Annotated in this window: 21 protein-coding genes and 2 pseudogenes; 11 read left to right on the top strand and 12 right to left on the bottom strand. The window is 71.5% G+C overall.

Annotated features, from left to right (window positions below):
* Positions 1 to 89: 89 nt before the first annotated feature.
* Positions 90 to 1,064, bottom strand: coding sequence for a prolyl aminopeptidase (gene pip / locus OG959_RS16190; protein WP_326659070.1), 975 nt, complete (start codon positions 1,062 to 1,064; stop codon positions 90 to 92).
* A 100-nt stretch (positions 1,065 to 1,164) separates the two neighbouring features.
* Here pip and OG959_RS16185 point away from each other — a divergent pair, with 100 nt between their 5' ends.
* Entirely contained in the window at positions 1,165 to 1,665 is a 501-nt protein-coding gene (locus tag OG959_RS16185) for a hypothetical protein (protein ID WP_326659068.1), read from the top strand.
* 15 nt (positions 1,666 to 1,680) lie between these two features.
* Here the strand turns inward: OG959_RS16185 and OG959_RS16180 are convergent, their stop codons facing one another.
* On the bottom strand, positions 1,681 to 3,093 hold the full coding sequence (locus OG959_RS16180) for a choice-of-anchor A family protein (RefSeq protein WP_326659066.1): 1,413 nt from the start codon (positions 3,091 to 3,093) through the stop codon (positions 1,681 to 1,683).
* A gap of 130 nt (positions 3,094 to 3,223) precedes the next feature.
* Positions 3,224 to 5,098 (bottom strand): serine/threonine-protein kinase, encoded by a 1,875-nt coding sequence (locus OG959_RS16175; protein WP_326659064.1) that lies wholly within the window; start codon positions 5,096 to 5,098, stop codon positions 3,224 to 3,226.
* Between the two features lie 180 nt (positions 5,099 to 5,278).
* Between OG959_RS16175 and OG959_RS16170 the strand changes: the two are divergent.
* Positions 5,279 to 5,431 (top strand): annotated as a pseudogene (locus OG959_RS16170) (TetR family transcriptional regulator); the annotation flags it as partial.
* A gap of 199 nt (positions 5,432 to 5,630) precedes the next feature.
* On the top strand, positions 5,631 to 6,683 hold the full coding sequence (locus tag OG959_RS16165) for an endonuclease/exonuclease/phosphatase family protein (protein WP_442805576.1): 1,053 nt from the start codon (positions 5,631 to 5,633) through the stop codon (positions 6,681 to 6,683).
* 138 nt (positions 6,684 to 6,821) lie between these two features.
* Here OG959_RS16165 and OG959_RS16160 read toward each other — a convergent pair whose 3' ends face one another.
* Entirely contained in the window at positions 6,822 to 7,481 is a 660-nt protein-coding gene (locus tag OG959_RS16160; RefSeq protein ID WP_326659060.1) for a GNAT family N-acetyltransferase, read from the bottom strand.
* Between the two features lie 106 nt (positions 7,482 to 7,587).
* Positions 7,588 to 7,680 (bottom strand): annotated as a pseudogene (locus OG959_RS16155) (3-ketoacyl-ACP reductase); the annotation flags it as partial.
* On the opposite strand from OG959_RS16155, the gene OG959_RS16150 reads away from it, so the two are divergent.
* From OG959_RS16150 to OG959_RS16135, 4 genes are all read left to right on the top strand, one after another.
* Positions 7,670 to 7,903, top strand: a complete 234-nt coding sequence (locus OG959_RS16150) for a TetR-like C-terminal domain-containing protein (protein WP_326666415.1) — start codon at positions 7,670 to 7,672, stop codon at positions 7,901 to 7,903. The pseudogene OG959_RS16155 and the gene OG959_RS16150 overlap by 11 nt on opposite strands.
* A 96-nt stretch (positions 7,904 to 7,999) precedes the next feature.
* On the top strand, positions 8,000 to 8,578 hold the full coding sequence (locus OG959_RS16145) for a dihydrofolate reductase family protein (protein ID WP_326659058.1): 579 nt from the start codon (positions 8,000 to 8,002) through the stop codon (positions 8,576 to 8,578).
* A gap of 50 nt (positions 8,579 to 8,628) precedes the next feature.
* On the top strand, positions 8,629 to 9,219 hold the full coding sequence (locus OG959_RS16140) for a hypothetical protein (RefSeq protein ID WP_326659056.1): 591 nt from the start codon (positions 8,629 to 8,631) through the stop codon (positions 9,217 to 9,219).
* Positions 9,220 to 9,290: 71 nt separating this feature from the next.
* Entirely contained in the window at positions 9,291 to 9,788 is a 498-nt protein-coding gene (locus OG959_RS16135) for a hypothetical protein (RefSeq protein ID WP_326659054.1), read from the top strand.
* Positions 9,789 to 9,970: 182 nt separating this feature from the next.
* Here OG959_RS16135 and sigJ read toward each other — a convergent pair whose 3' ends face one another.
* Positions 9,971 to 10,903, bottom strand: a complete 933-nt coding sequence (gene sigJ / locus OG959_RS16130) for an RNA polymerase sigma factor SigJ (protein ID WP_326659052.1) — start codon at positions 10,901 to 10,903, stop codon at positions 9,971 to 9,973.
* A gap of 102 nt (positions 10,904 to 11,005) precedes the next feature.
* On the opposite strand from sigJ, the gene OG959_RS16125 reads away from it, so the two are divergent.
* Complete coding sequence (locus OG959_RS16125; protein WP_326659050.1) at positions 11,006 to 11,389, top strand: hypothetical protein; 384 nt, start codon at positions 11,006 to 11,008, stop codon at positions 11,387 to 11,389.
* A 74-nt stretch (positions 11,390 to 11,463) separates the two neighbouring features.
* Here the strand turns inward: OG959_RS16125 and OG959_RS16120 are convergent, their stop codons facing one another.
* Positions 11,464 to 12,012 carry a DUF1062 domain-containing protein gene (locus OG959_RS16120; protein WP_326659048.1) on the bottom strand — a complete coding sequence of 183 codons (549 nt, stop codon included), beginning with the start codon at positions 12,010 to 12,012 and terminating at the stop codon, positions 11,464 to 11,466.
* Between the two features lie 211 nt (positions 12,013 to 12,223).
* Positions 12,224 to 12,799, bottom strand: a complete 576-nt coding sequence (locus tag OG959_RS16115) for a hypothetical protein (RefSeq protein ID WP_326659046.1) — start codon at positions 12,797 to 12,799, stop codon at positions 12,224 to 12,226.
* Positions 12,800 to 13,037: 238 nt separating this feature from the next.
* Between OG959_RS16115 and OG959_RS38705 the strand changes: the two genes are divergently transcribed.
* Positions 13,038 to 13,310, top strand: a complete 273-nt coding sequence (locus tag OG959_RS38705; protein WP_442805747.1) for a transposase — start codon at positions 13,038 to 13,040, stop codon at positions 13,308 to 13,310.
* Between the two features lie 321 nt (positions 13,311 to 13,631).
* On the opposite strand, the gene OG959_RS16105 is transcribed toward OG959_RS38705, so the two are convergent.
* The gene (locus OG959_RS16105) at positions 13,632 to 14,486 is read right to left on the bottom strand and encodes an AfsR/SARP family transcriptional regulator (RefSeq protein WP_326659044.1); all 855 of its coding nucleotides are present in this window, start codon (positions 14,484 to 14,486) and stop codon (positions 13,632 to 13,634) included.
* Positions 14,487 to 14,777: 291 nt separating this feature from the next.
* Here OG959_RS16105 and OG959_RS16100 point away from each other — a divergent pair, with 291 nt between their 5' ends.
* Together OG959_RS16100 and OG959_RS16095 are read left to right on the top strand one after the other, a co-directional pair.
* Entirely contained in the window at positions 14,778 to 15,080 is a 303-nt protein-coding gene (locus tag OG959_RS16100) for a hypothetical protein (protein WP_326659042.1), read from the top strand.
* A 12-nt stretch (positions 15,081 to 15,092) separates the two neighbouring features.
* Entirely contained in the window at positions 15,093 to 15,452 is a 360-nt protein-coding gene (locus OG959_RS16095) for a hypothetical protein (RefSeq protein ID WP_326659039.1), read from the top strand.
* Positions 15,453 to 16,691: 1,239 nt separating this feature from the next.
* Here the strand turns inward: OG959_RS16095 and OG959_RS16090 are convergent.
* The 3 genes from OG959_RS16090 to OG959_RS16080 all read right to left on the bottom strand — a co-directional run bounded on the left by OG959_RS16090 (position 16,692) and on the right by OG959_RS16080 (position 19,660).
* Positions 16,692 to 17,318 (bottom strand): ScbR family autoregulator-binding transcription factor, encoded by a 627-nt coding sequence (locus OG959_RS16090; protein ID WP_326659037.1) that lies wholly within the window; start codon positions 17,316 to 17,318, stop codon positions 16,692 to 16,694.
* Positions 17,319 to 17,863: 545 nt separating this feature from the next.
* Positions 17,864 to 18,691 (bottom strand): ABC transporter, encoded by an 828-nt coding sequence (locus tag OG959_RS16085; protein ID WP_326659035.1) that lies wholly within the window; start codon positions 18,689 to 18,691, stop codon positions 17,864 to 17,866.
* A 3-nt stretch (positions 18,692 to 18,694) separates the two neighbouring features.
* Positions 18,695 to 19,660, bottom strand: a complete 966-nt coding sequence (locus OG959_RS16080) for an ABC transporter ATP-binding protein (protein WP_326659033.1) — start codon at positions 19,658 to 19,660, stop codon at positions 18,695 to 18,697.
* Positions 19,661 to 19,710: the final 50 nt, after the last annotated feature.

The raw sequence follows: 19,710 nt of genomic DNA, 5'->3' as shown, positions 1-19,710 counted from the left end.
TGCCCCGTACATGATGACCCGACAGGTGGCGCGCGGCCCAGCGCATCCCGGTACCGGCCGGGATCGCGGCCCGTCTCCCGGCCGTCCCGCTACCCCGAGAACCCGTCCAGCGCCGCCAGGACCGCCCGGGTCGTCGCCGCCCCGCCCAGGTGCCCCGCGTCCTCGATCACCGTCAGTTCCGCGTCCGGCCACGCCTTGGCCAGCTCCCACGCGGTGGTCAGCGGACCGCCCATGTCGAGGCGCCCGTGCACCAGCGCGCCCGGGATGCCGGCCAGCCTCCCCGCGTCCCGGATCAGCCGGCCCTCCTCCAGCCAGGCGCCGCGGGAGAAGTAGCGCGCGCAGATCCGCACCAGTGCCAGCTGCGCCCGGCCGGGGCGGCCGCTGTACGGGGGCGGTCCGGTGTACGCCTCCAGGGAGAGCACCGCGTCCTCCCAGGCGCACCAGTCGGCCGTGGCCCGGGCCCGTACCTCCGGATCGGGGCTCTCCGTCCGCCGGGCGTACGCGGCGAGCACGTCCGGGGTCGCGTCGCTCGCGGCCTCCGGTACGCCGGCCCGGAAGGCGTCCCACGCGTCGGGGAAGAACTGGCTCGCCCCGCGGTACAGCCAGTCGATCTCGGAGCGGCGGGTCGTGGTGACGGAGTCGATCACCATCGCGCCGACCCGCTCCGGGTGCCGCTCGGCGTACGCCAGGGCCAGCGTCGAGCCCCAGGACCAGCCGAACAGCAGCCACGTGTCGACGCCGAGGTGGACGCGCAGGCGCTCCATGTCGGCGATCAGGTGGTCCGTCGTGTTGTGCCGCAGGTCGGCGGCCGGGTCGCTCGCGTGCGGGGTCGAGCGGCCGCAGTTGCGCTGGTCGAAGAGGACGACGCGGTAGCGGTCCGGGTCGAAGTACCGGCGGGGCCATTCCGGGCAGCCGGAACCCGGTCCCCCGTGCACGACCAGGGCGGGCTTGCCGGCCGGGTTGCCGCACGCCTCCCAGTACACGAGGTTGCCGTCGCCCACATCGAGCACGCCGTGCTCGTACGGCTCGATCGGCGGGTACTTGTCGTCGGGATGACGGTCCATGCGCCGGCCCTCCTTGTCTCCTGGCCGCGACGTGGACGCGGAAGCGCACCACCCTACGGCGGGGGCAGGGGGCGGCACCCCGCGGCGTAGCCTGGGAGCCGTGAACGCCACTCCCGAGGTACTGACCGTACTCAGCGGCCTGCTCGCCGCGGCAGCTCCCGGCGACCGCGGAGCGCTCTGGCAACTCGACCGGCAGGGGCGCGAGTTGGATGCCAACCTGGTCCGTCTTCCTGCGGGTGGCGCGGTGGGGGAGCATCAGGAGGACGTCCTGGACGTTCTTCTCGTGGTCGTCGAGGGCGACGGCCGCCTCACCCCGGGCGACGGCGGCGAACCCCTCGTTCTCGGCCCCACCACGGTCATGTGGCTCCCGCGCACCTCGCGCCGCTCCCTGACCGCGGGCCCGGACGGCCTCGCCTATCTCACGGTGCACCGCCGCCGCCCGGGCCTCGCGATCAAGAGCGCCCCGGCTTCCGCGGTGACGTACGAGGGCGGCGAGGCGCCCTGTTCCCTGGACCGGGTCTGCCCCGCGTGCGGGCGCATGTCGCAGGAGTCCGCACCGAAGTACTGCGGCGAGTGCGGGGAACGTTTCCCCGGCCGCTGACCCCGGCGGGCCGCGTCAGTGCTGCGGCCGGCGGCGGCGTCCCAGGAGGAGGATGCCGGCGGCGACGAGGAGAAGGCTGCCGCTCGCCGCGAAGAGCGTCGTGGACGCACCGGTGTCGGCGAGCCCGCCGCCCGGCTTGTGGTGGTGGCCGCCGTGGTCCGGCGGGGGCGGGGGCGGGGTCGGACGTCCGTGCGTGTGCGTCGGCGTCGGCTCGGTCGGGGTGGGGGTCGGCTCGGTGGGCGTCGGCGTCGGCTCCGTCGGGGTGGGCGTGGGCTCGGTGGGCGACGGTGTCATGCCGGTCGGGGACGGGGAGGGGGACTCGTCGCCGACGCAGTCGATCTCGGCGGCGAACGGGAACTGGTGGATCTCGCCCGCGTCGACGGACGAGGAACCGTCCTCCGTCAGGGGCCCGGCCGTCAGTTCCCGGACCACGATCGTGCCCTCGATGTTCGACGCGTCGAGGTCGGTGAGGTGGGCGCGGGGCGCGAAGACGGTGCCTTCGAGGGAGTCGCCGTCCGCCATCGTGATGTCGGTGGCGTCGGGGAAGTTCCACAGCATGTACGGGGCCTGCTCGCCGGAGACCCCGGCGAGGGTCGGCATGTGCCAGACGTACGTACCGTCCGTCCCGGTCGTGTCGACGTCGACGACGAACGGTGTCGTCTCCGTCGGGGGTGTGTTGAAGGTGATCTGGGAGAGGTTGTTCAGCTGCTCACCGGTCAGCCGGAGCACGTTCGTCTCACCCTCGGTGAGGGTGACGTAGGCGTTCGTCCCGGCCGGGAACCCGGTCTGGTCGGGCAGCGGGTTTCCGGCGGCGTCGCGCAGGATGACGTTCGTGTCGCAGGTGTCGATCGCGTCGGAGCGGTCGCGGTACGTCGAGAAGAGCGCGTCGAGGTCGGGCAGCCCCGTGGTGTCGGTGACCGACTCGACGGGCTGGCGGACGGTCGTCTCGATCCGCGGCGTCGAGTTGTAGGCGGCACCGGCGGCGACGACCTGGGTGTTGACCTCGGCGTTGTTGGCGTCCGTGTCCAGGACGGACGACCCCGTTCCGTCCCCGATCTTCACGTAGCCGTCGCTGAGGACCTTCAGTACGCCCTGGGGGGAGCTGCTCGCGTGGTCGGCCCTGCCGCCCACGAGCAGGGCCGTCGGGTTGTCGTCACCGGGTGCGGTGAAGGTGCCGGGGGTGTGCAGCGCGACGTTGTACCCGGGGCCGTACGTGAGGTTCCCGCCGATGGCCACCGAGCCCTCCGTCTCCGTGCTGCCCAGGGTGGCGTCGTCCTGGACGAGCACGCCGAAGCCGTTGTCCCCGGCCAGCGGATTGCCCGAGTAGTCGGCCGCGGCGGGGGCGGCGGAAGTCAGGCACAGGGCACAGACCGTGGTGACGGCGGCTGTGGTGGCGGCTGCTGCCGCGGCGAGCTTGGTGCGTTTCATGCCGGGGACCGTAGGTGTGATGGCCCGGCCGTACGGAACGACGAGGCCGCAGGGTCACTCGCACGGTGGCCGCACTCCCACGACTGGCGGCCGGTCGGGGGCCGCGTCGCCACGTATGGACCACCTGGGTTCAGGACGCGGCGATGTCGGACCAGAGCTGGGAGCTGTCCTGGGCGTTGCAGGTGACGGTCGTCAGGGCGCTGTAGGGGGTCACGCCCAGACACGCTCCCAGGCGCACGTTGGTGAAGGTGCGGCCCTTGCCGGATGTGGCGCCGATCTTCCACGTCTGGTTGGAGGAGCCGGTGCAGTCCTTGATCGCGTACCCCTGGAACTGCTGCGGCTCCAGGCACTTCCCGGTCTCCTTGTTGCGGAGCGCGAAGGAGCCGCCCGAACCGGACGTGTACGACCACGCGAAGTCCATCGTGGTCCCGTTGCCCGACGAGTCGCCGCACGTCGTGGTCGTCACGGTCGCGCTGCCCGAGAACCGGTTGACGGACGCGGCCAGGCACCGCCCGTTGCCCGCGTTCTCGATCCAGCGCGTCCCCGCGGGCGCGGGTTTGACGGGGGTCTGCGCGCCCCCGTCGGAGCCGCCCGCCCCGCCTGCCGTCCCCGCCGGAGCGGTGGCACCGCCCGTACCGCCGCTCCCGTCCGCGCCCTCGCCGGCCGCTCCACCCGCGACGCCGCCGCCCTCGGCCTCCTTGGACGCCGAGGCGCTCGGCTTCTTCGTGGAACCCGAGGGCTCGGCCGACGGCTTCGCGGACTTCGTCGGCCCGCCGCCCGTCGCCGACGCGGACGGGGTACCGGGGGTCTGCGGGCCCGACGCCCCGGGGCGCGCGTCCGCGTCAGGGATCTCGAAGGGCGCGAGCTTGAACGTCAGGCCGCCGCCCACCACCACGACGACGGGCAGCGCGATCAGCAGCACCCGCCGCCGACGGGAGCGCCGTTCGGGTTGCGCGCCGTCCGGCCCGGTGCCGGGCCTCGCGATCTGTACGGGTTCGGCGTCCGCGCCGGCGCCCTCGGTACTGTCCGCGACGCCGCGGGAGTCGGGGGCCTCCGCCTCGGGCGGGGGCGGCTTCGCGGCGAACGCCTCGCGCTCGGTGATCCGGTCCGTGACGGCCGGCGGCCACGGCGAGGAGACCGCGGCGGGAACGCGGTCGGCGGCCAGGGCGAAGAGCTCGTCGGTCGTGGGCCGGTCCGCGGCCTCCTTGGCCAGGCAGGACCTCAGGAGACCGGCCAGCTCCGGATCGTTGTCCGGCAACCGCCCGAAGTCGGGCGCCTCATGGACGATGCGGTAGAGCAGGTCGAGCCCGGAGCCGTCCCCGAACGGTGGCCGCCCGTTGGCCGCGTACAGCAGCAGGCTGCCGAGCGCGAAGACATCGGCGGCGCCGGTCAACGTCTGGTTGGCGATGGCCTGTTCGGGGGCCATGTAGGCGGGGGTGCCGACGACCATGCCGGTCTTGGTGAGCCGGCTCTGGTCGGCGGCCCGTGCCACTCCGAAGTCGATCAGGGTGACACCGTCGAGCGTCAGCATGACGTTGGACGGCTTGAGGTCGCGGTGCACGATGCCGGCGGCGTGCACCGCACGCAGCCCGGCGGCGGCGTCGCGCAGCAGCCGCCACAGGGAGTCCGCGGGCAGCGGGTCGTTGTGCAGCCGCATGGCGTCGCTGAGCGTGATGCCGGGGATGTACGCGGTGGCGAACCACGGCGGCCGGTGGGTCCGGTCGCTCGCCAGCAGCCGTGCGCTCGTGCCGTCGGGCAGCTTGCCGAGGTTGTCGAGTTCGTGTCCGAAGTGCCCCAGGAAGGCGGTGTCCTCGGCCAGTGCGGGGAGCACCTGCTTCACGGCGGCGTAGTGCCCGGCGCCCCGCCCCGCCCGCTTCGAGTCCTCCGGCGTGACGCCGAGATAGACCCGGCCCATGCCTCCGGAGCCGAGCACCCCGAGCAGCCGGAACGAGCCGATACGCCGTGGATCCCGCGCCTCCAGCGGCCGGGCACCGCTGCCGCTCAAGCCAGAGTCTTCTTCAGTTCCCCCGTGCATGGCCACAGGTTAGCGGAGGCCCGGACGGGGCCGAGCCGACCCCCAAACGCCAGTGATTACAGCTCTGCTGACGTACCGTCGTGCGGTGGGGCGGGGCCCGCTTCGCGGCGTACGCGCGGACCTGCGGCCGGTCCGCGAGGAGGCACGGGCATGAGCGAGGACACGCGCACGAAACTACTCGCGGGCGCCCTGACCACCCTCACCGAGCAGGGCAACGCCAAGACCTCCGCACGTGCCGTCGCGGCAGCGGCCGGCGCCAATCAGGCGCTGGTCTTCTACCACTTCGGCACCGTTGACGAACTGCGGCCCGGTCGCCGCGCTGGAGGGCCTCGGCCCGGTCGCGCAGCGCGCCGTACGCTCCCGGCTGCGCCGCTCGGCCACCGCCTGACACGGGGCGACCGGCGCGGCCTGCCGCGCCGCCGGGAACTGTCCGGCCCGGCAGCCCGTCCTGGAAAGCAAGGTCAACAAGAGGTCGACGAGCGGACGGGACCAGCGGAACATCATGGTGGAGCGGACGGACAGCGGTGCGACGGCCCCGGCGGCTTCGGCGGCTTCGGCGGGGAGGACGGACAGCGGGACGGCCCCGACGCCGCGGACCGGTGGGTCCCGGTGGGCGTGGGAGCGGCCGGGGCGGTGGACGCGGGGCCGGGTGATCGCCGGAATCGCCCTCCTCACGGCACTCCTGCTCGCCTTCCCGCAGGTGCTGCCCAACCGGCCCGGCCACCTGGGAAGCCTGCTGGAGGCGTTCCTGCCCTGGCTCGGCCTCATGACCGTCGTCCTGCTCGCCTGCGCCCTGCTGCGCCGCTCGGTCACCGCGCTCCTGTCCCTGCTCCTGCCCGTGGCGGCCTGGGCGTACGCGTTCGGTGGTCTCTTCCTCGCCGCGCCGGAGCCCGGTGAGCGCGATCTGGTCGTGGTGCAGCACAACGTGAGCGACGTGAACACGGACCCGGCAGGCACGGCCCGTACGCTCGCCGAGGCGGGACCCGACCTCATCGCGCTGGAGGAACTGGTCCCGGCCGCCCTGCCGGCGTACGAGAAGGCCCTCGCACCGGACTTCCGGTTCCACGAGGTGCGGGGGACGGTCGGGATCTGGTCGAAGCACCCGCTCACCGGCACCCGCGTGGTGGACATCAAGCCCAAGGAGATCGAGGAGGGCTGGAGCCGCGGGCTGCGTACCGTGGTCCACACCCCGCAGGGCGAAGTGGCCGCCTACGTGGCCCACTTGCCGTCGATCCGCGTCGGCACGAGCGGATTCGCCTCTTCCCGGCGGGACGAGAGCGCCCATCTGCTGGGCCGGGCCGTCGCCGCCGAGACGGTGGGCAGGGTGATCGTGCTGGGCGACCTCAACAGCACGGTCGACGACCGCGGTCTGTCCCCGCTGACCTCCCAGCTGAACGTGTCGGAACGCGGCTTCGCCTTCAGCTTCCCCGCGTCCTTCCCGCTGGCCCGGATCGACCAGGTCCTGGCCCGCTCCGCGACGGTCGGCCGCATCCGCACCCTGCCCGCGACCGGCAGCGACCATCTGCCGATCACCGCCCGGGTCACGCTGGGCTGAGGCACCGGCGGACAGCTCGCCGTACCCCGCTCGTGTGACTGACCGGAGCACGTCGATGGAGGCACCCGTACCGGACGGCGTCCAAGGGGATGCGGACTCGCCACGCGGTGTGTGTGCGGCGTGGGTCAGCCCCGGTCCTCAGCCCAGTTTCCCGCCCCGGTCCTGAAGCCTCATGCCCAGGGTGAACGAGCTCGGCTCCTCCACGAGCACCTCGAACCCTAGGTGCCGGTAGAAGCCGACCGCACCGGTGTTCGCCTTGCCCACGCCGAGGTGAACGCCCCCGACGCCACGGCTCCGCAACGCCCCGAGCAGGGTGTGGATCAGCCGGGACCCGTTGCCGCCGCCCTGCGCCTCGGGGAGGAGGTCGATGTGCAGATGGGCGGGGTACGACGCTGCCACCTCGGCCGGAGCGGTGGGTGGACGGTCGATCCACCTCCGGGCGAAGGCGTCGGGGGAACCCTCACGGAACGGCACTCCCGCGCGCCGGGCCCGGAGCGTGGGCCACCACTCCCGCTCCAGGGTCCGCTCGAAGGAGGCGGTGTCGGCGACGCCGAGGACGTACCCGGAAGCGGGCCGGTCCGGGCGGGCGAGGACCCAGGCGAGGTCGGGGGCGTAGCGGAGGTAGGGGGCGAGGAAGATGTCGCCGGGGAGGCGCGGGTCCTCGAAGGAGCCCGTCGCGTCCTTGCCCGATGCGGCGGTGCGCAGGCAGATGTCGTAGAGCCGGTCGGTCTCCGCCGGGTCGTCCGTGCGGGCGGCGCGAATCCCGAACTCTGCGGTCGGGTGCGGTCGGTCGTTCACGGGCGCCTTTCGGGGAGCGGGCATGCGGGGCGGTCGCCCCGTGCGCCCCAAATCTCTCTCAACCCGGCTCCGCACGCCACCGCCTCGTGCCGGGCCCGCCGCGGGGTCAGGCGATCCCGCCGTTCGCGTACAGGACCTGCCCGTTGATCCAGCGTCCGGGGCCCGCGAGGAACGTGACGGCTTCGGCGATGTCGTCCGGCGCCCTCGCGAAGCACTACGTCCACCCGCGCCGCCGCCTCGCGGCCGACCGGCTCACCCGCGCCCAGCACGTGGGCCGGATCCGCGCCGAGGTCGACCCCCAGGTGGTCGTCGACCAGCTCTGGGGCGCCTGCTACCACCGCCTGATGATGCCGGACGAGCCGCTCGACACGGCCTTCGCCGATGCCTTGATCGACCACCTTCTGCGCGGCATTCGGGGGTGAGACGGCGCGGCTGCCGATGAGTCCCGCCGCGGTGGCCAGTCTCTACTTACGGCGCGCCCTCGCAGCGCGCGACCAGCCGCACGTGAGGAGAGCACCATGACCGCCACCTACACCTTCGACGTCTTCTCCAGCCTCGACGGCTTCGGCGGCGCCGGAGGCGACTGGACCGGCTACTGGGGCAAGCAGGGCCCGGAGCTCCTCGACCACCGCCTCGGCCTGTACCGGGACGAGCAGCGGATGGTCTTCGGTGCCCACACGTACCAGCTGTTCGCGCAGATGCTGGCGGAAAGCACCGAGGATTCCGACGTACGCGACCCCTGGGTGACCCGGATGAGGGCCCTGCCGACCACGGTGGTGTCGTCCACGCTCGAAGGCCCTCTCGACTGGCCGGACGCCACCATCGCGCACGGCGACGCCGTCGATGTCGTCGCCCGGCTCAAGAAGGAGTCCGACGTCCCGCTGCGCTCGCACGGCAGCCTGTCGATGAACCGCGCGCTGATGGCGGCCGGTCTGGTGGACCGCGTTCAGGTGACGCTGTTCCCCGTGATCACCGGCCGTACCGGGCTGGCCCCGGTCTTCAAGGGCGCGGCCGACTTCGACCTGGAGCTGACCGGCCACCGCACGCTCGACGGCGACATCCAGGAACTCACCTACCGGCCCACGCTGCACGCCTGAACCGGGCCGGCCGCGTCGGGACTGTCAGTGGTGGGGCATACGTTGCGGTCATGGGCGTATACCTGATCAGCGTCGGCGCGGAGGAGTGGTTCGGTGAGGAGACAGGCTGGGGCGAGATCGCTACGGCGCTCAACGACGACCTGCGGCAACGAGGCCTGCCACCCTACGAGTCCGTACCGGACGAGCCGGACTTCGTCGTCCGCGGCTCAGGGCAGGCCTTCGAGGAGAAGCTGATCTCCTCGGTGGACGGGTTCGACGCGCTGTGCGAGGCGCACCTCTCGCAAGGGGAGACGGAGACCCTCTCCCACTGGTCGGTGCTGGTGCCGTTCTCGCTCGGCGAGGTGATCAGGCTGCCCATCGGCTCCGCCTACACCGAGTCATCGACCGTGGTCGCCGGTGCTCCGCAGGTCCTGGCCGTCGCCCAACGGCTGGCGACAGCCATCGAGCTGCCGGCGGAGACCCCGCGCATGTGCGACAACCTCGACCTGACCATGTGGTTCCGGGAAGGAGCAGCGAAGGAACTGGCCGCCGCCCGGCCGGGGCCGTGGGCCGACGACCTGGACGCGGCGTTCTACGCCGCGCTCTATCTGCGCGCTGCCGAGCATGCGGTGCGACGGGGGTGCCCGATCGTCTACTCCTGAGCCGAGCGGACCGCGGCGGCAGCTCTCGGATCCGTTGGACTGCTGGTCAGGACACATGCCAGGCTCCGCTTGTGCAGATTCTCGATGTCCTGGCCACGATGGCGAAGACGGGCCGTCTGGGCCCGGTGTTCAGCGGAGCCGACTGGCGTGACGTGACCGAGGCTTTCGGCGAGCCGTGGGAAATCGGAACCATGAGCCGAAGGCGGAAGTGGCCGCGGCTCTTCGGCTACGGGGATCTTGAGCTGAGTGTCTGCCGTTGCCGCAAGGTGTGTCTCATCTGCGTCCAGACCTGGCGTGACGTGGTGGAGCTCCCCCCGTCCGTTGCCGCGGGAACGGACACCTTTCCCTCAGGGCTCACCTATGCGGACGTGGTGTCGGCCCTGGACAGGGCCGGCTGTTCCTGGGAGATCTGTCCGTCACTCACCTTCGGCGACCAGCGCACGCTCGTGGTGACGCCGACGGGAGCGAGCCTCACCTTCGAGATCCCCGAGGGCGAGGAGCCGGTGTTGAACGGCGTGGGCCTGCCGGGGGACGGTCACGACTGTTCCGCACCGGCCGAGGGCCCCTGAGCCGCGGCCCTTCGGGGCGCGTGCCCATGGCCCTCTACATCCTTGCCGCCCCCGAGGCCCACCTCGACGAGCGTGCGTCACAAGCTCCCCGGACGTTGCGCCCGCAGTGCTTCCTCGACGGCGCTCACGAAGTCATGCTGCACGTGACGCTGCCACCACGTGAACAGAATGGTGTTCTGCGCTCACCCGGACGTCGGCTCGTCACCGTCCCGCTCGTCACCGTCCCCCAGCCACGGCCGCAGCTTCTCCGGGTTGCGGACCACCCAGATCCGGGTGACGCGGCCGTCGGCGATCTCGAACGAGGCCACGGTCATGACGGCGCCGTCCCGCTGGGCCACCAGCCCCGGTGCACCGTTGACCGACCGCTTCAGGAGTTCGAGGCCCGGGGCCTTGTCGGCGATGGCGACCATGTACTGGGCGATGAGCGCGCCGCCCTCGATCGGGCGCAGCGCGGTGCCGACCAGGCCGCCGCCGTCGGCGGTCATCACGGCGGCCGGGTCCAGAAGGCCGACGAGGGCCGCGACGTTCTTGGTCTCCCAGGCCTCCTTGACGTGCCGCACCGCCTCCGCCTGTCCCGACCCCGTCACCGGAGCCTCGGCGGCACGCACCCGGCGCCGTGCGGAGGCCGCGAGCTGCTTGCAGGCGGCGGAGGTCCGGCCGAGGACGTCGGCGATCTCGGCGAAGGGGTACCGGAAGACGTCGTGCAGGACGAACGCGACCCGCTCGGCGGGCGTCATCGACTCCAGGACGACGAGGAAGGCCATCGTCACCGATTCGTCCAGGACCATCTGGTCGGCGGGATCGGTGCCCCGGCCGCGGTCCCACTCGGTACGGTCCGGCAACGGCTCGGGCAGCCATGAGCCGACGTACCGTTCGCGCCGGGCCCGCGCCGAGCCGAGTGCGTCCAGGCAGATGCGACCGGTCACCGTCGACAGCCAGGCGCCGGGAGAGACGATCTCCTCCCGCCGGGCCCGTGGCAGCGCGTACCAGCGCGCGTACGCCTCCTGGACGGCGTCCTCCGCCTCGGCCAGTGAGCCGAGCAACCGGTAAGCGACATTGAGCAGTTGGCGCCGCTCGCCGGCTATGTCACCGATGGCCGTCCTCGCCGTCCCCACGTCCCGAACGCCCCCTCGCCTTACCTTTCGCGGGCCCGCGTCGTCGGGCTGGTGAAGACCCTATCGATCTACTGCCCAGCGGGCGGAAAAGGGGACCGCGACATGACCACCCACGCAGGGCCGGGCCGGGCGACGACGACGGCACAGCGGCAGTTCTCGTTCCCGCAGATCGCGATCGCCCTGCAGACGCTGACCATCTTCCTCCAGGCGATCTCCGCCGGACTGCTCCTGACCTCGTCCTACGGCGAGACCCTGCACAGCGTCGGCGCACGCGTCATGTACGGGGCCTCGATGCTGTACGTACTGGCCGCGGTCCTGGCCTGGAAGCCGGGCGGCGGTCCGGCCCGGCCCATCTGGTACGCCTCGGGCTTCCTGGTCCTCGCCTCGGTCCAGGTGGTCCTCGGGATCGCACACGTACCGTCGGTCCATCTGCCCCTGGGCGTCCTGATGTTCGGACTGAGCCTGGTGGCGCTGGTGCGGCGCTGAAGCCCGGTACGGGGGTCCGGGGGGCGGGCCTGTCCGGCGGATCGTGCCGGACAGGCCCTGGACCCGGAGGCGTGTCAGCGCTTCAGCCTGAAGGTGAAGTCACCGGACAGCCTGCCGCTCAGCCGGACGGCCGAGACGAGCTTGCCCTCCGTGATCAGTCTCCCGACTTCGCCCCGTGAGAGCCCGCACCCCTCGGCGACCAGCCGCGCCGGCCTGACCGGTATCCGGGCCGCGAAGCGGACCGCGACATCGATCACCTCGCGGTCCAGGTGATCCGTTCCGCCGGTGTCGAGACGCCAGGCGCCGTTCCAGTCGAGGGCGACGTGATTGCGGCGACGCACGACGGGGTCCTGAAGCAACTCCGCTGCCAGGACCGGGTCGTTGTCGTGCATGCGGTCCAGCAGCTCAGGTCGTACGGAGCGCACGTGCGTCCGCTCGAAGACCGTGAGCTTGGTGGTCTCCCCGCAGGCGACGCAGAGAGCGAGGAGCCAGGCGTCGAGCAGCTTGTGGTTCGCGTTGACGCGGAACTTTCCGTTCGCCCGGAAGCGTTCGGACGCGCACGTGTGGCAGCGACGGATGACGAGTGGCAGGCAAGTGGGCATGACGAACCAGTTGTTGAGCACAGAGGGACACCGGTTTCGGGTGAGAAGTCCGCAGCAGAAAACAGCGCGGCGCACAGGCGCGACGCGCGACAGATCAGCAGTGGGGAGGTCTCACGCGGTGTACAACGGAACGCCCTTACCTGGACGACATGGCGGTTCGGCAGCACGGTAGAGGAGCGCGGCAACGGAGTTCCACCCGTTTTCGCGCTCCTCTGCCGTGCTGCCGGGGCGATCAGGACGCGCTCACGGGCGCGCGCAGGCCTCCGGCACGCGTACGGACCAGAGGCGCGAGGCCCGCCATGAGGGCAAGGGCGGCGACCGGGATCAGATCGAGGTTCACGGCGATGAGGGCGAAGGCGACGAAGACGAGCACCGGGCTCCATGCGGGAAGCTGCCGGGGCTTGGACGCGACCAGCATGACCAGCAGGGTGAGGATGCCGGCCTGGAAGGCCAGGGGCCCCACGAGCTCCAGCGGCCCGGGCAGCGGGGCGGCGTCGTCGAAGCGCGGGAACAGGTCGCCGAGGATCACCCACAGGAAGCACCCGGCGCCGAACACCCCGGCGACCATGGCCGCGCCGGCGGCCGCCGCTCTTCGCGCCGTATCGACGTGGACCAGGCTGCGCAGCTCCACGACGAGCGCGCCGAGCAGGAGGAAGGCGGCGAAGAAGAAGGAGTGCCCGATGTTCCAGGCGAGCCCGGGCCCGTGGTCGCCGTCCCTGCCGTCGATGAGGCGGAACACCCCGTAGAGGAACATGAACAGCGGAACGAGCAGGGCGAACAGGCGAGTCGTGCGTGTGGTTTCGGTCATGGGACCACGGTCGCGGAGGCCGGGGGCGCGGTCTATCGGGGCGATCCCCGGTTGAGCCCGGAGGTGTTCCCCCTAGGGCGTGTCGTCACGGATTCGGCCGCCCGCTCAGCTTCGTCGTGACGAGCGGGAACACCAACGACTGCCCCTAGTTCACCACGGTGATGGAAGCGATCCGGGTGCCCCGCATCGGGGCCGGGCGGTCTCGGGTTAGGCCCGCTCACGTCCTGGGCGACAAGGGCTGCAGCTCGAAGGCGATTCGCACCTGGCTCCGCCGCAAGAACATCCCGCTCACCACTCCCGAGCGGGCCGGTCAGACCCGGAACCGGGCCCGGCGCGGCAGCCGGGGTGGCCGGCGCCGGTCTTCGACCGCACTGTCTACAAGCAGCGCAACGTCGTGGAGCGGTGCTTCAACCGTTGGAAACAGTGGCGTGGCATCGCCACCCGCTATGACAAGACCACCGAGTCCTACGAAGCAGCGGTCACCCTCGCATCACTCCTGATGTGGGCGTGACATTTGACGACAGAACCTAGTACTCCAGCAGGACATACGCCGAAATCCGGCTGGAGTACTAGGACTGCTCAGGCACCTTGGCACCACACTCGGCGCACAGTACGGTGTCAGCCCGCGACGTCGGTCAGCGCGTCCCGCAGCCGTACTTCCACGGAAGCCCTCTCCGTCCGTCGTGACCGAGCACCGCTGATGCCGTCGGGCGCGCGCAGGCAGCCGAGGCCCGGCACGTGCCGGCAGGGGCCGGCGTACCGTTCGAGGAAGGTGCCGAGGCCGGTTGGTGTCGAGGACTGCCGTGCGCGGGGCCGATGCGTCCCGGCCGGTTCAGCACACGCGGGCGGACTTCGGTCCCGATGCCGTGCCCCGCACCCCGGCGGCGCTGCTGACCGTGCCGTCCACCTCGAAGGCGTCCGACTGGGTCCTTATGGACCGCTGGAGGCGCTGCAGAGGCAGCGAGGGCTCCAGACCCAACTCGCTGTCGAGTGCGGCGTGCAGCCGCTGATACGCGCGCAGAGCCTCGCCGCGCCGCCCCGAGCGGTGCAGCGCCAGCATGAACTGGGCGTGCAGTCCCTCGTGCGTACGGTGGCGGTGGACGAGGAACGTCAGTTCCGACACCAGCTCACGGTGGCGGCCGAGGCGGAGGTCGGCCTCGATGCGCTGATCGAGGGCGAACAGGCGGGCCTCTTCGAGCCGTTCGACCTCCATGGTGATCAGGCTGCCCGCCTGGATGTCGGCGAGCGCGCCCTCGCCGGACCACAGGTCGAGGGCCTCGCGCAGCTTGCGGGTCGCGCCCTGGTAGTCCTCGGTGTCCATGGCGCGGAACCCGGCGGCGGCGCGGCGTTCGAAGGTCCGGAAGTCGACGCTGCCGCCTCCCGTCTCGAGCCGGTACCCCCCGGGCAGGGTGACGAGGATGTCCTTGGCGCCCTCGCGACCGCTGCCCTCGCGGGCGAGCGCCTCACCGATGAGGTCGCGCAGCTGCAGTACGTACGTCTGCAGCGTTGTACGGGCGCTGCGCGGCGGTTTGTGGCCCCACAACTCCTCCGCCAGCGTCGACACGGGGACCATCTGGTCGGCGTGCAGCGCGAGTAGAGCGAGAACCTGTCTTGGCTTCGGCGCGGAAGGGGCGGCGGAGTGTCCGCCTACGCGCACTGACATCGAACCCAGAACCTGGATGTCCATATTCTGCTCCCCGTTGACTGGTACTTTGCGGCTCGTTCAATCGGATGGTGAGGGCTCGGGACGGGTGTCCTGAGCAGGCTTGGTGGCGTTGGACCGGGTGTGTGGGTGACTGCCCGGTCCCCGCGGCCACGGGCTGATCGCCGGCGTCCTGAGTGCGTGGTGACGCCCGTGGTGGGCAGGCGTCGGGGCGCTCTGCCTGTCGCTGACGAGTCTCCGCGCCGGCTGGACGGGGCCGCGATCGTCGATGGGCTGTGCCCTTCCGCCGCGCGGGCGCACCTGACGCATGGCCGGGTGGCGGAGGCGCTCGTCGCGAACCGGCTCACCTCGCCGATGCCGATGCCGGTGCTGCTGTTCCGGGCCGGGGACCGGGCCCGCACCCGAGTCGTGGAGGAGGCGTTCGGCACGGAGCCGGCCCTGCTCGACTACGACCGCCCGGACCACGCGTACGCGCCGTTGCCGGCCATCACGTGCGGGCACCCCAAGGGCCGGCGCACGGAACTGAAGCAGGTCCGAGCGGGCCTCGCGGTCACCGGCGGCTGCGGAATCCCGGTCCGCGCGCGTGTCTTCGACGGCGGGGCCGCCGAGATCTTCTAAGTTGCCGACGCGATGAAGGACCAGGTCGCGGGCGCGGCGGGCGGGAGCCGCTGTCTGACCGCCGAGAAGGTCGCCGCAGAGGGCTGCGTGACCGCCTGCCTGCGCCGGTATCTCGCGTTGCTGGGCTTCTGCCCGGCCGGGCGTCAGGCCGGACGCGCTCCCGGCCCGGAGCGGAACCCGGCCGGGCTCCACCCGGACAACCGCAGAGTGCGGCGCACCGGCCGGATGGTCCTCCTCCACCTCGGCGAACTCCGCCCGAGGATCGGGAACATGACCGATCCGCCGACCGTCCGGATCACCCGCGGTGTCCAATTCCACCCCCTCGAACTCCTCGGCATCGAAGTCACACAAACCCGCTGGCCACAGACCTGAATCGGTGACCTGCGCAGTACGGACCCGGACGAGCACCAGGCGGGTTGCCCGTGCTCATCGTGCTGTCGACGCCGTGCATTGCGGCAGGCCTCCACCGAACCCTTTCATAAAAAACCCGCTCGGTCGGCTTTGTCAATGCAAATGATCTGAACCATAGCGACCTTTTCCCCAATTAGCCCGGAGAATCCATCGCGAAACACCTGACAAGTGCTCCAAACACCCTCTAGGTCGCCTTGATTTGCCCTCGTGAAGCGCTCGCGAGGAAGAAGAACAAGGAAGAGGAAGATGGCTGCCGGGTCTCATATAGAGGAAGGGCGGGCATTCCGTGGCTGCCGGGTGAAGGCGGCGCACCGCTTGCGCCTGTTCCGTGTGCAGCGAGAGGCGCTGGTCGGCGGGGTGCGAGTCGCCGATGGTGTACTCGACCGCCGCGGAGAGAGCCTCACCGTCGAACAGGGCGCCCCGCAGGGCGCCCTGGACCCGGGTCGGGTCCCCAGGGGGGCGCGGGTCGGCCACACGCCGCCCTGCCCGCCCGGGCCGAGGGCGCCGGTGAACTTCTGCCGCACGGTGACGTCGAGGCCGTGGCGAGAAAGTTCATCGGGCGTTCACCGGCGCCCGGGCGCCGCCGAAGATCCCGACGGATCACGCAGACATCGTCGGGCGGGCGACGGAAGCGCTCCAGCGCCTGCCGGCATCGGACGTGGTTCCGGGAGCCCTCGTCCGCGTGGGCTTCCCCCGGGCCGGGGGGTGCGCGTGCGTAAGGCCGCGACGCAGCGTGACCAGGAACGGGATGAGCTCGTGCCCGCGGGCATCGGGTGAGTCCGGCCGGCGGGCCGTCAGCCGTCGGGGGGAGAACCCGCTCGCGCCCGGCGGCGACCTGACGTCCTCGCTGATCGCTCCCCTCCGAGCAGGGTGAACGCCCGGGCGAGCAGGGGCTCCTGGGTGCGCCTTACCTCATGGTCGCGGCCGGGCAGGGCACCACCGGCTCGCTCATCACCCACGCCGTGCGGCAGTCGCACCCACATCAACGGCTACGCGGAGCAGCCGGTGCTGCTCGACACGCCGGCGGCCTGGCCGCCCGGGGCCCGGCCGCGCCCGCGCCGACGGGGCGGCGCGGCGCCGAGGACACCCGCTCCGGGCCGGCGTCCCGCAAGGCCGCGGCCACGGTGTGCCGCGGCCCTTCGGGGCGCCGTCCGCCCCGGTCGTGCCGGTCCCGTCCGCCGTGTCGGCGCGGCCCGTTCCCTACGCCGCGTCGGCGCGGTCCCGCGCCGGGGCATCCAGGGTGGCGAGCGCCTCGGCCGTGACCAGGGACGGCAGCAGCAGACGCCAGAACCGGTCGAGCCCCTCGGCCGCGAGCCAGCGCGGATCGGTACGGCCGAGCACCTCGAAACCGGTGGTCGCGGCCACGATCGAGGTCACCGCCTCCTGTTCGGAGACGTTCTCGGCGAGCAGGCGCTCGGCGGCCGTCTCGGTGATCATCCGCTGGACGCAGCGGTACCACTCGCCGCGCAGATCCAGACCGGTGCCGTCGCTCGCCTCGCAGCTCAGGTGGTATCCGGCGCGGGCCACCACGTCATCGGAGAGCTGCTCGGCCATCGCCCGCGAGGTGCCGATGAGCCGCTGCAGCGCGTTGTCGCCCGACTGGCGTGCCTCGGTCGCCGTCCGGCGCAGCGTCGCGGCCGCCGTGGCCTCCACCGTGCCGGCCACCACGGCCTTGTTCTCGAAGTGGAAGTGCAGCGCGCCACGGCTGACCCCGGCGTTGGAACTGATCTCCGTCAGTTTCGTCCGGGTATAGCCGCACCGCTCGAAGGCCTCGGCGGCCGATAGGATGAGCGCCTGACGAGTCCGGACGGCGCGCTCCTGCTTCATTCCCGATAACTCCCTATTGGCTCCCTCTAGGGCTGATGTATGGGGACGGTAATAAACCGTCTTAGCGGTTTGCAATGGCGGCATGGGTTTACGCTCCTCCCTCATTCGTGGCACGGCCGAAGAGCCCGACATTCGTGGCGCGGCCAAAGAGCCCGACGGCTCCGAGGCGGCCCGCTCCCCGGCCGGAAAGCTGACCCGGGCCGGGCGCGGCACATCGGCTCCGGCAGCCTGTGCCCTGGTTCGCGGGCACGGATTCAGCGGGGGCAACGCCAAGGCCGTAGGGGGCACGCAGCACCCGGACGGCGGCGTCCGGTCCGGTACGTCGACGGCCGGGCCGGAAAGCGTCGGGCGGACGGCCGGCCGGCGGTCAGCGCGGACACGGAAAGAAGGAAGTCGGGAGTCGGGGCGGCCACACCGTGCGTCCGGCAGGACCACCACCGCACCGGGCAGGCGGGACTTTCACCACACGCCCAAGCCCTCCGACAGGAAAAGACAGGAAAAGAGATGGCGGCGGCCGCCGGGGGAGGACAACCGCCGCCATCCGCTCAGGCGTCCCGCTTGCTCAGGACGATGTATCCGACCACCTGGGCCGCCGCCACCCACACGAGGAGAATGAGCAGCGCCGCCGACCTTCCGTACGGGTCGGTGCCGCCGTCCATCAGGTGCTGGCCGGCGGTGGACGGGAGATAGTCGAGGATCTTCTGGGTGATGTCGTTGTTGGACACCGCCAGGGCGCCCGGCAGGCCCGCGAGGACCATGAAGACGGTCGTCAGCGTGCCCACCGCGCTGCGCATCGCGGCTCCCACCCCGATGGCGAAGACGCCGACGAGGGCGACGTAGACGCCGGCGGTCAGGATGGTCGGGACGGCCTTGCCCATGTCGGTGTCCGCGTACTCGAACAGCAGCGGCGTGGTGGTGAGGGTTCCGACCACCGCCAGGGCGATCCCGACGACGAACATGACCGGCGCGATGATCGCGGACTTCGCGAAGAGCATCCGGCCGCGCACCGGCACGCACTGGAGCGTCGTACGGATGCTGCCCGTGGAGTACTCGGTGGTCATCGACAGCATGGCGAGTGCCACGATGGCGAACTGCACCAGGTTCATCGCCATCACGGACGAGTGGGCGATGGGAACGTCCGTGTCGACACCGTCGGTGCGGTAGTTGTTCGCCATGCTGCCGCCGAGGGCGGGCGCGAAGAGGCCCATCAATACGACGGAGCCCGCCAGGCACCACCAGGTCGCCCGCACGGACCACAGCTTGGTCCACTCCGCCGCCACCGCGCCGGCGGTACGGCCGCGGCCGTAGGAGGAGGTGTTCGCGAGGACGGACTCGCGGCCGGTGCCGGTCGGATTCGTGATCGCACTCGACATGGCTCAGGCCTCGACTTTCTGCTGGGCGTCGGGCCGGGGTGTGCCCGCGCCCGCGGGCTTCGGCGACTTGTACTCGATGCTGTCTGCGGTCATCTCCATGTAGGCCTCCTCCAGCGAGGCCTCCACCACCCGTAGTTCGTGCAGCCTCACGCCGAGGTTGAAGGCGAGGTCGCCGATGACCTCCACCGTCGCGCCGGAGACCATGATCTCGTGCTCGGAGTTCCGCTGGATCTCGACGTCGGGCATCGCCAGACCGGCCGTCAGGTTGTTGAGGCCGTGGCTGTCGGGCGTGCGCACCCTGACGGCGGTCAGCGAACTGCGCGCGATGACCTCCTCGATGGCGTCATCGGCGAGGAGGCGCCCCTTGCCGATGACGACCAGGTGGTCGGCGGTCAGCTGCATCTCGCTCATGAGGTGGCTCGACACGAAGACCGTGCGGCCCTCGGCGGCCAGTGAGCGCATCAGCTCCCGGACCCAGCGGACCCCGTCCGGGTCCAGGCCGTTGACCGGCTCGTCGAAGAGCAGCACCTGGGGATCGCCGAGGAGGGCGCTGGCGATGCCGAGGCGCTGCCCCATGCCCAGTGAGAAGGAGCCGGCGCGCTTCTTGGCCACCTTCTCCAGGCCCACGATCTCCAGCACCTCACTGACGCGCTTGCGCGGGATGCCGTTCGTCTGGGCCATGGCCAGCAAGTGGCTCTGGGCGCTGCGGCCTGGGTGGAGCGCCTTGGCCTCAAGGAGTGCCCCGACCTCGCGCAGCGGGTACTTCATCGCCGAGTAGGGCTTGCCGTGGATCAGCGCCTCACCGGAGGTCGGCCGGTCCAACCCCATGATCATCCGCATGGTGGTCGACTTGCCGGCGCCGTTGGGGCCCAGGAAGCCGGTCACCCGGCCGGCCGGGATCTCCAGGTTCAGGTTGTCCACGGCAACGGTCGACTCGTATCGCTTGGTCACTTCGCGCAACGTGATCATCGTCGCCACATCCTCAGGTCTCTCGTCATGGGGGAGACGCTATGGAATCT

It is taken from the genome of Streptomyces sp. NBC_00385 (assembly GCF_035917155.1).
GTDB classification, from domain to species: Bacteria; Actinomycetota; Actinomycetes; order Streptomycetales; family Streptomycetaceae; genus Streptomyces; species Streptomyces poriferorum.
The sequence above is the reverse complement of the archived record's forward strand: the minus strand, read 5'-3'. Positions and strand labels throughout refer to the sequence as shown.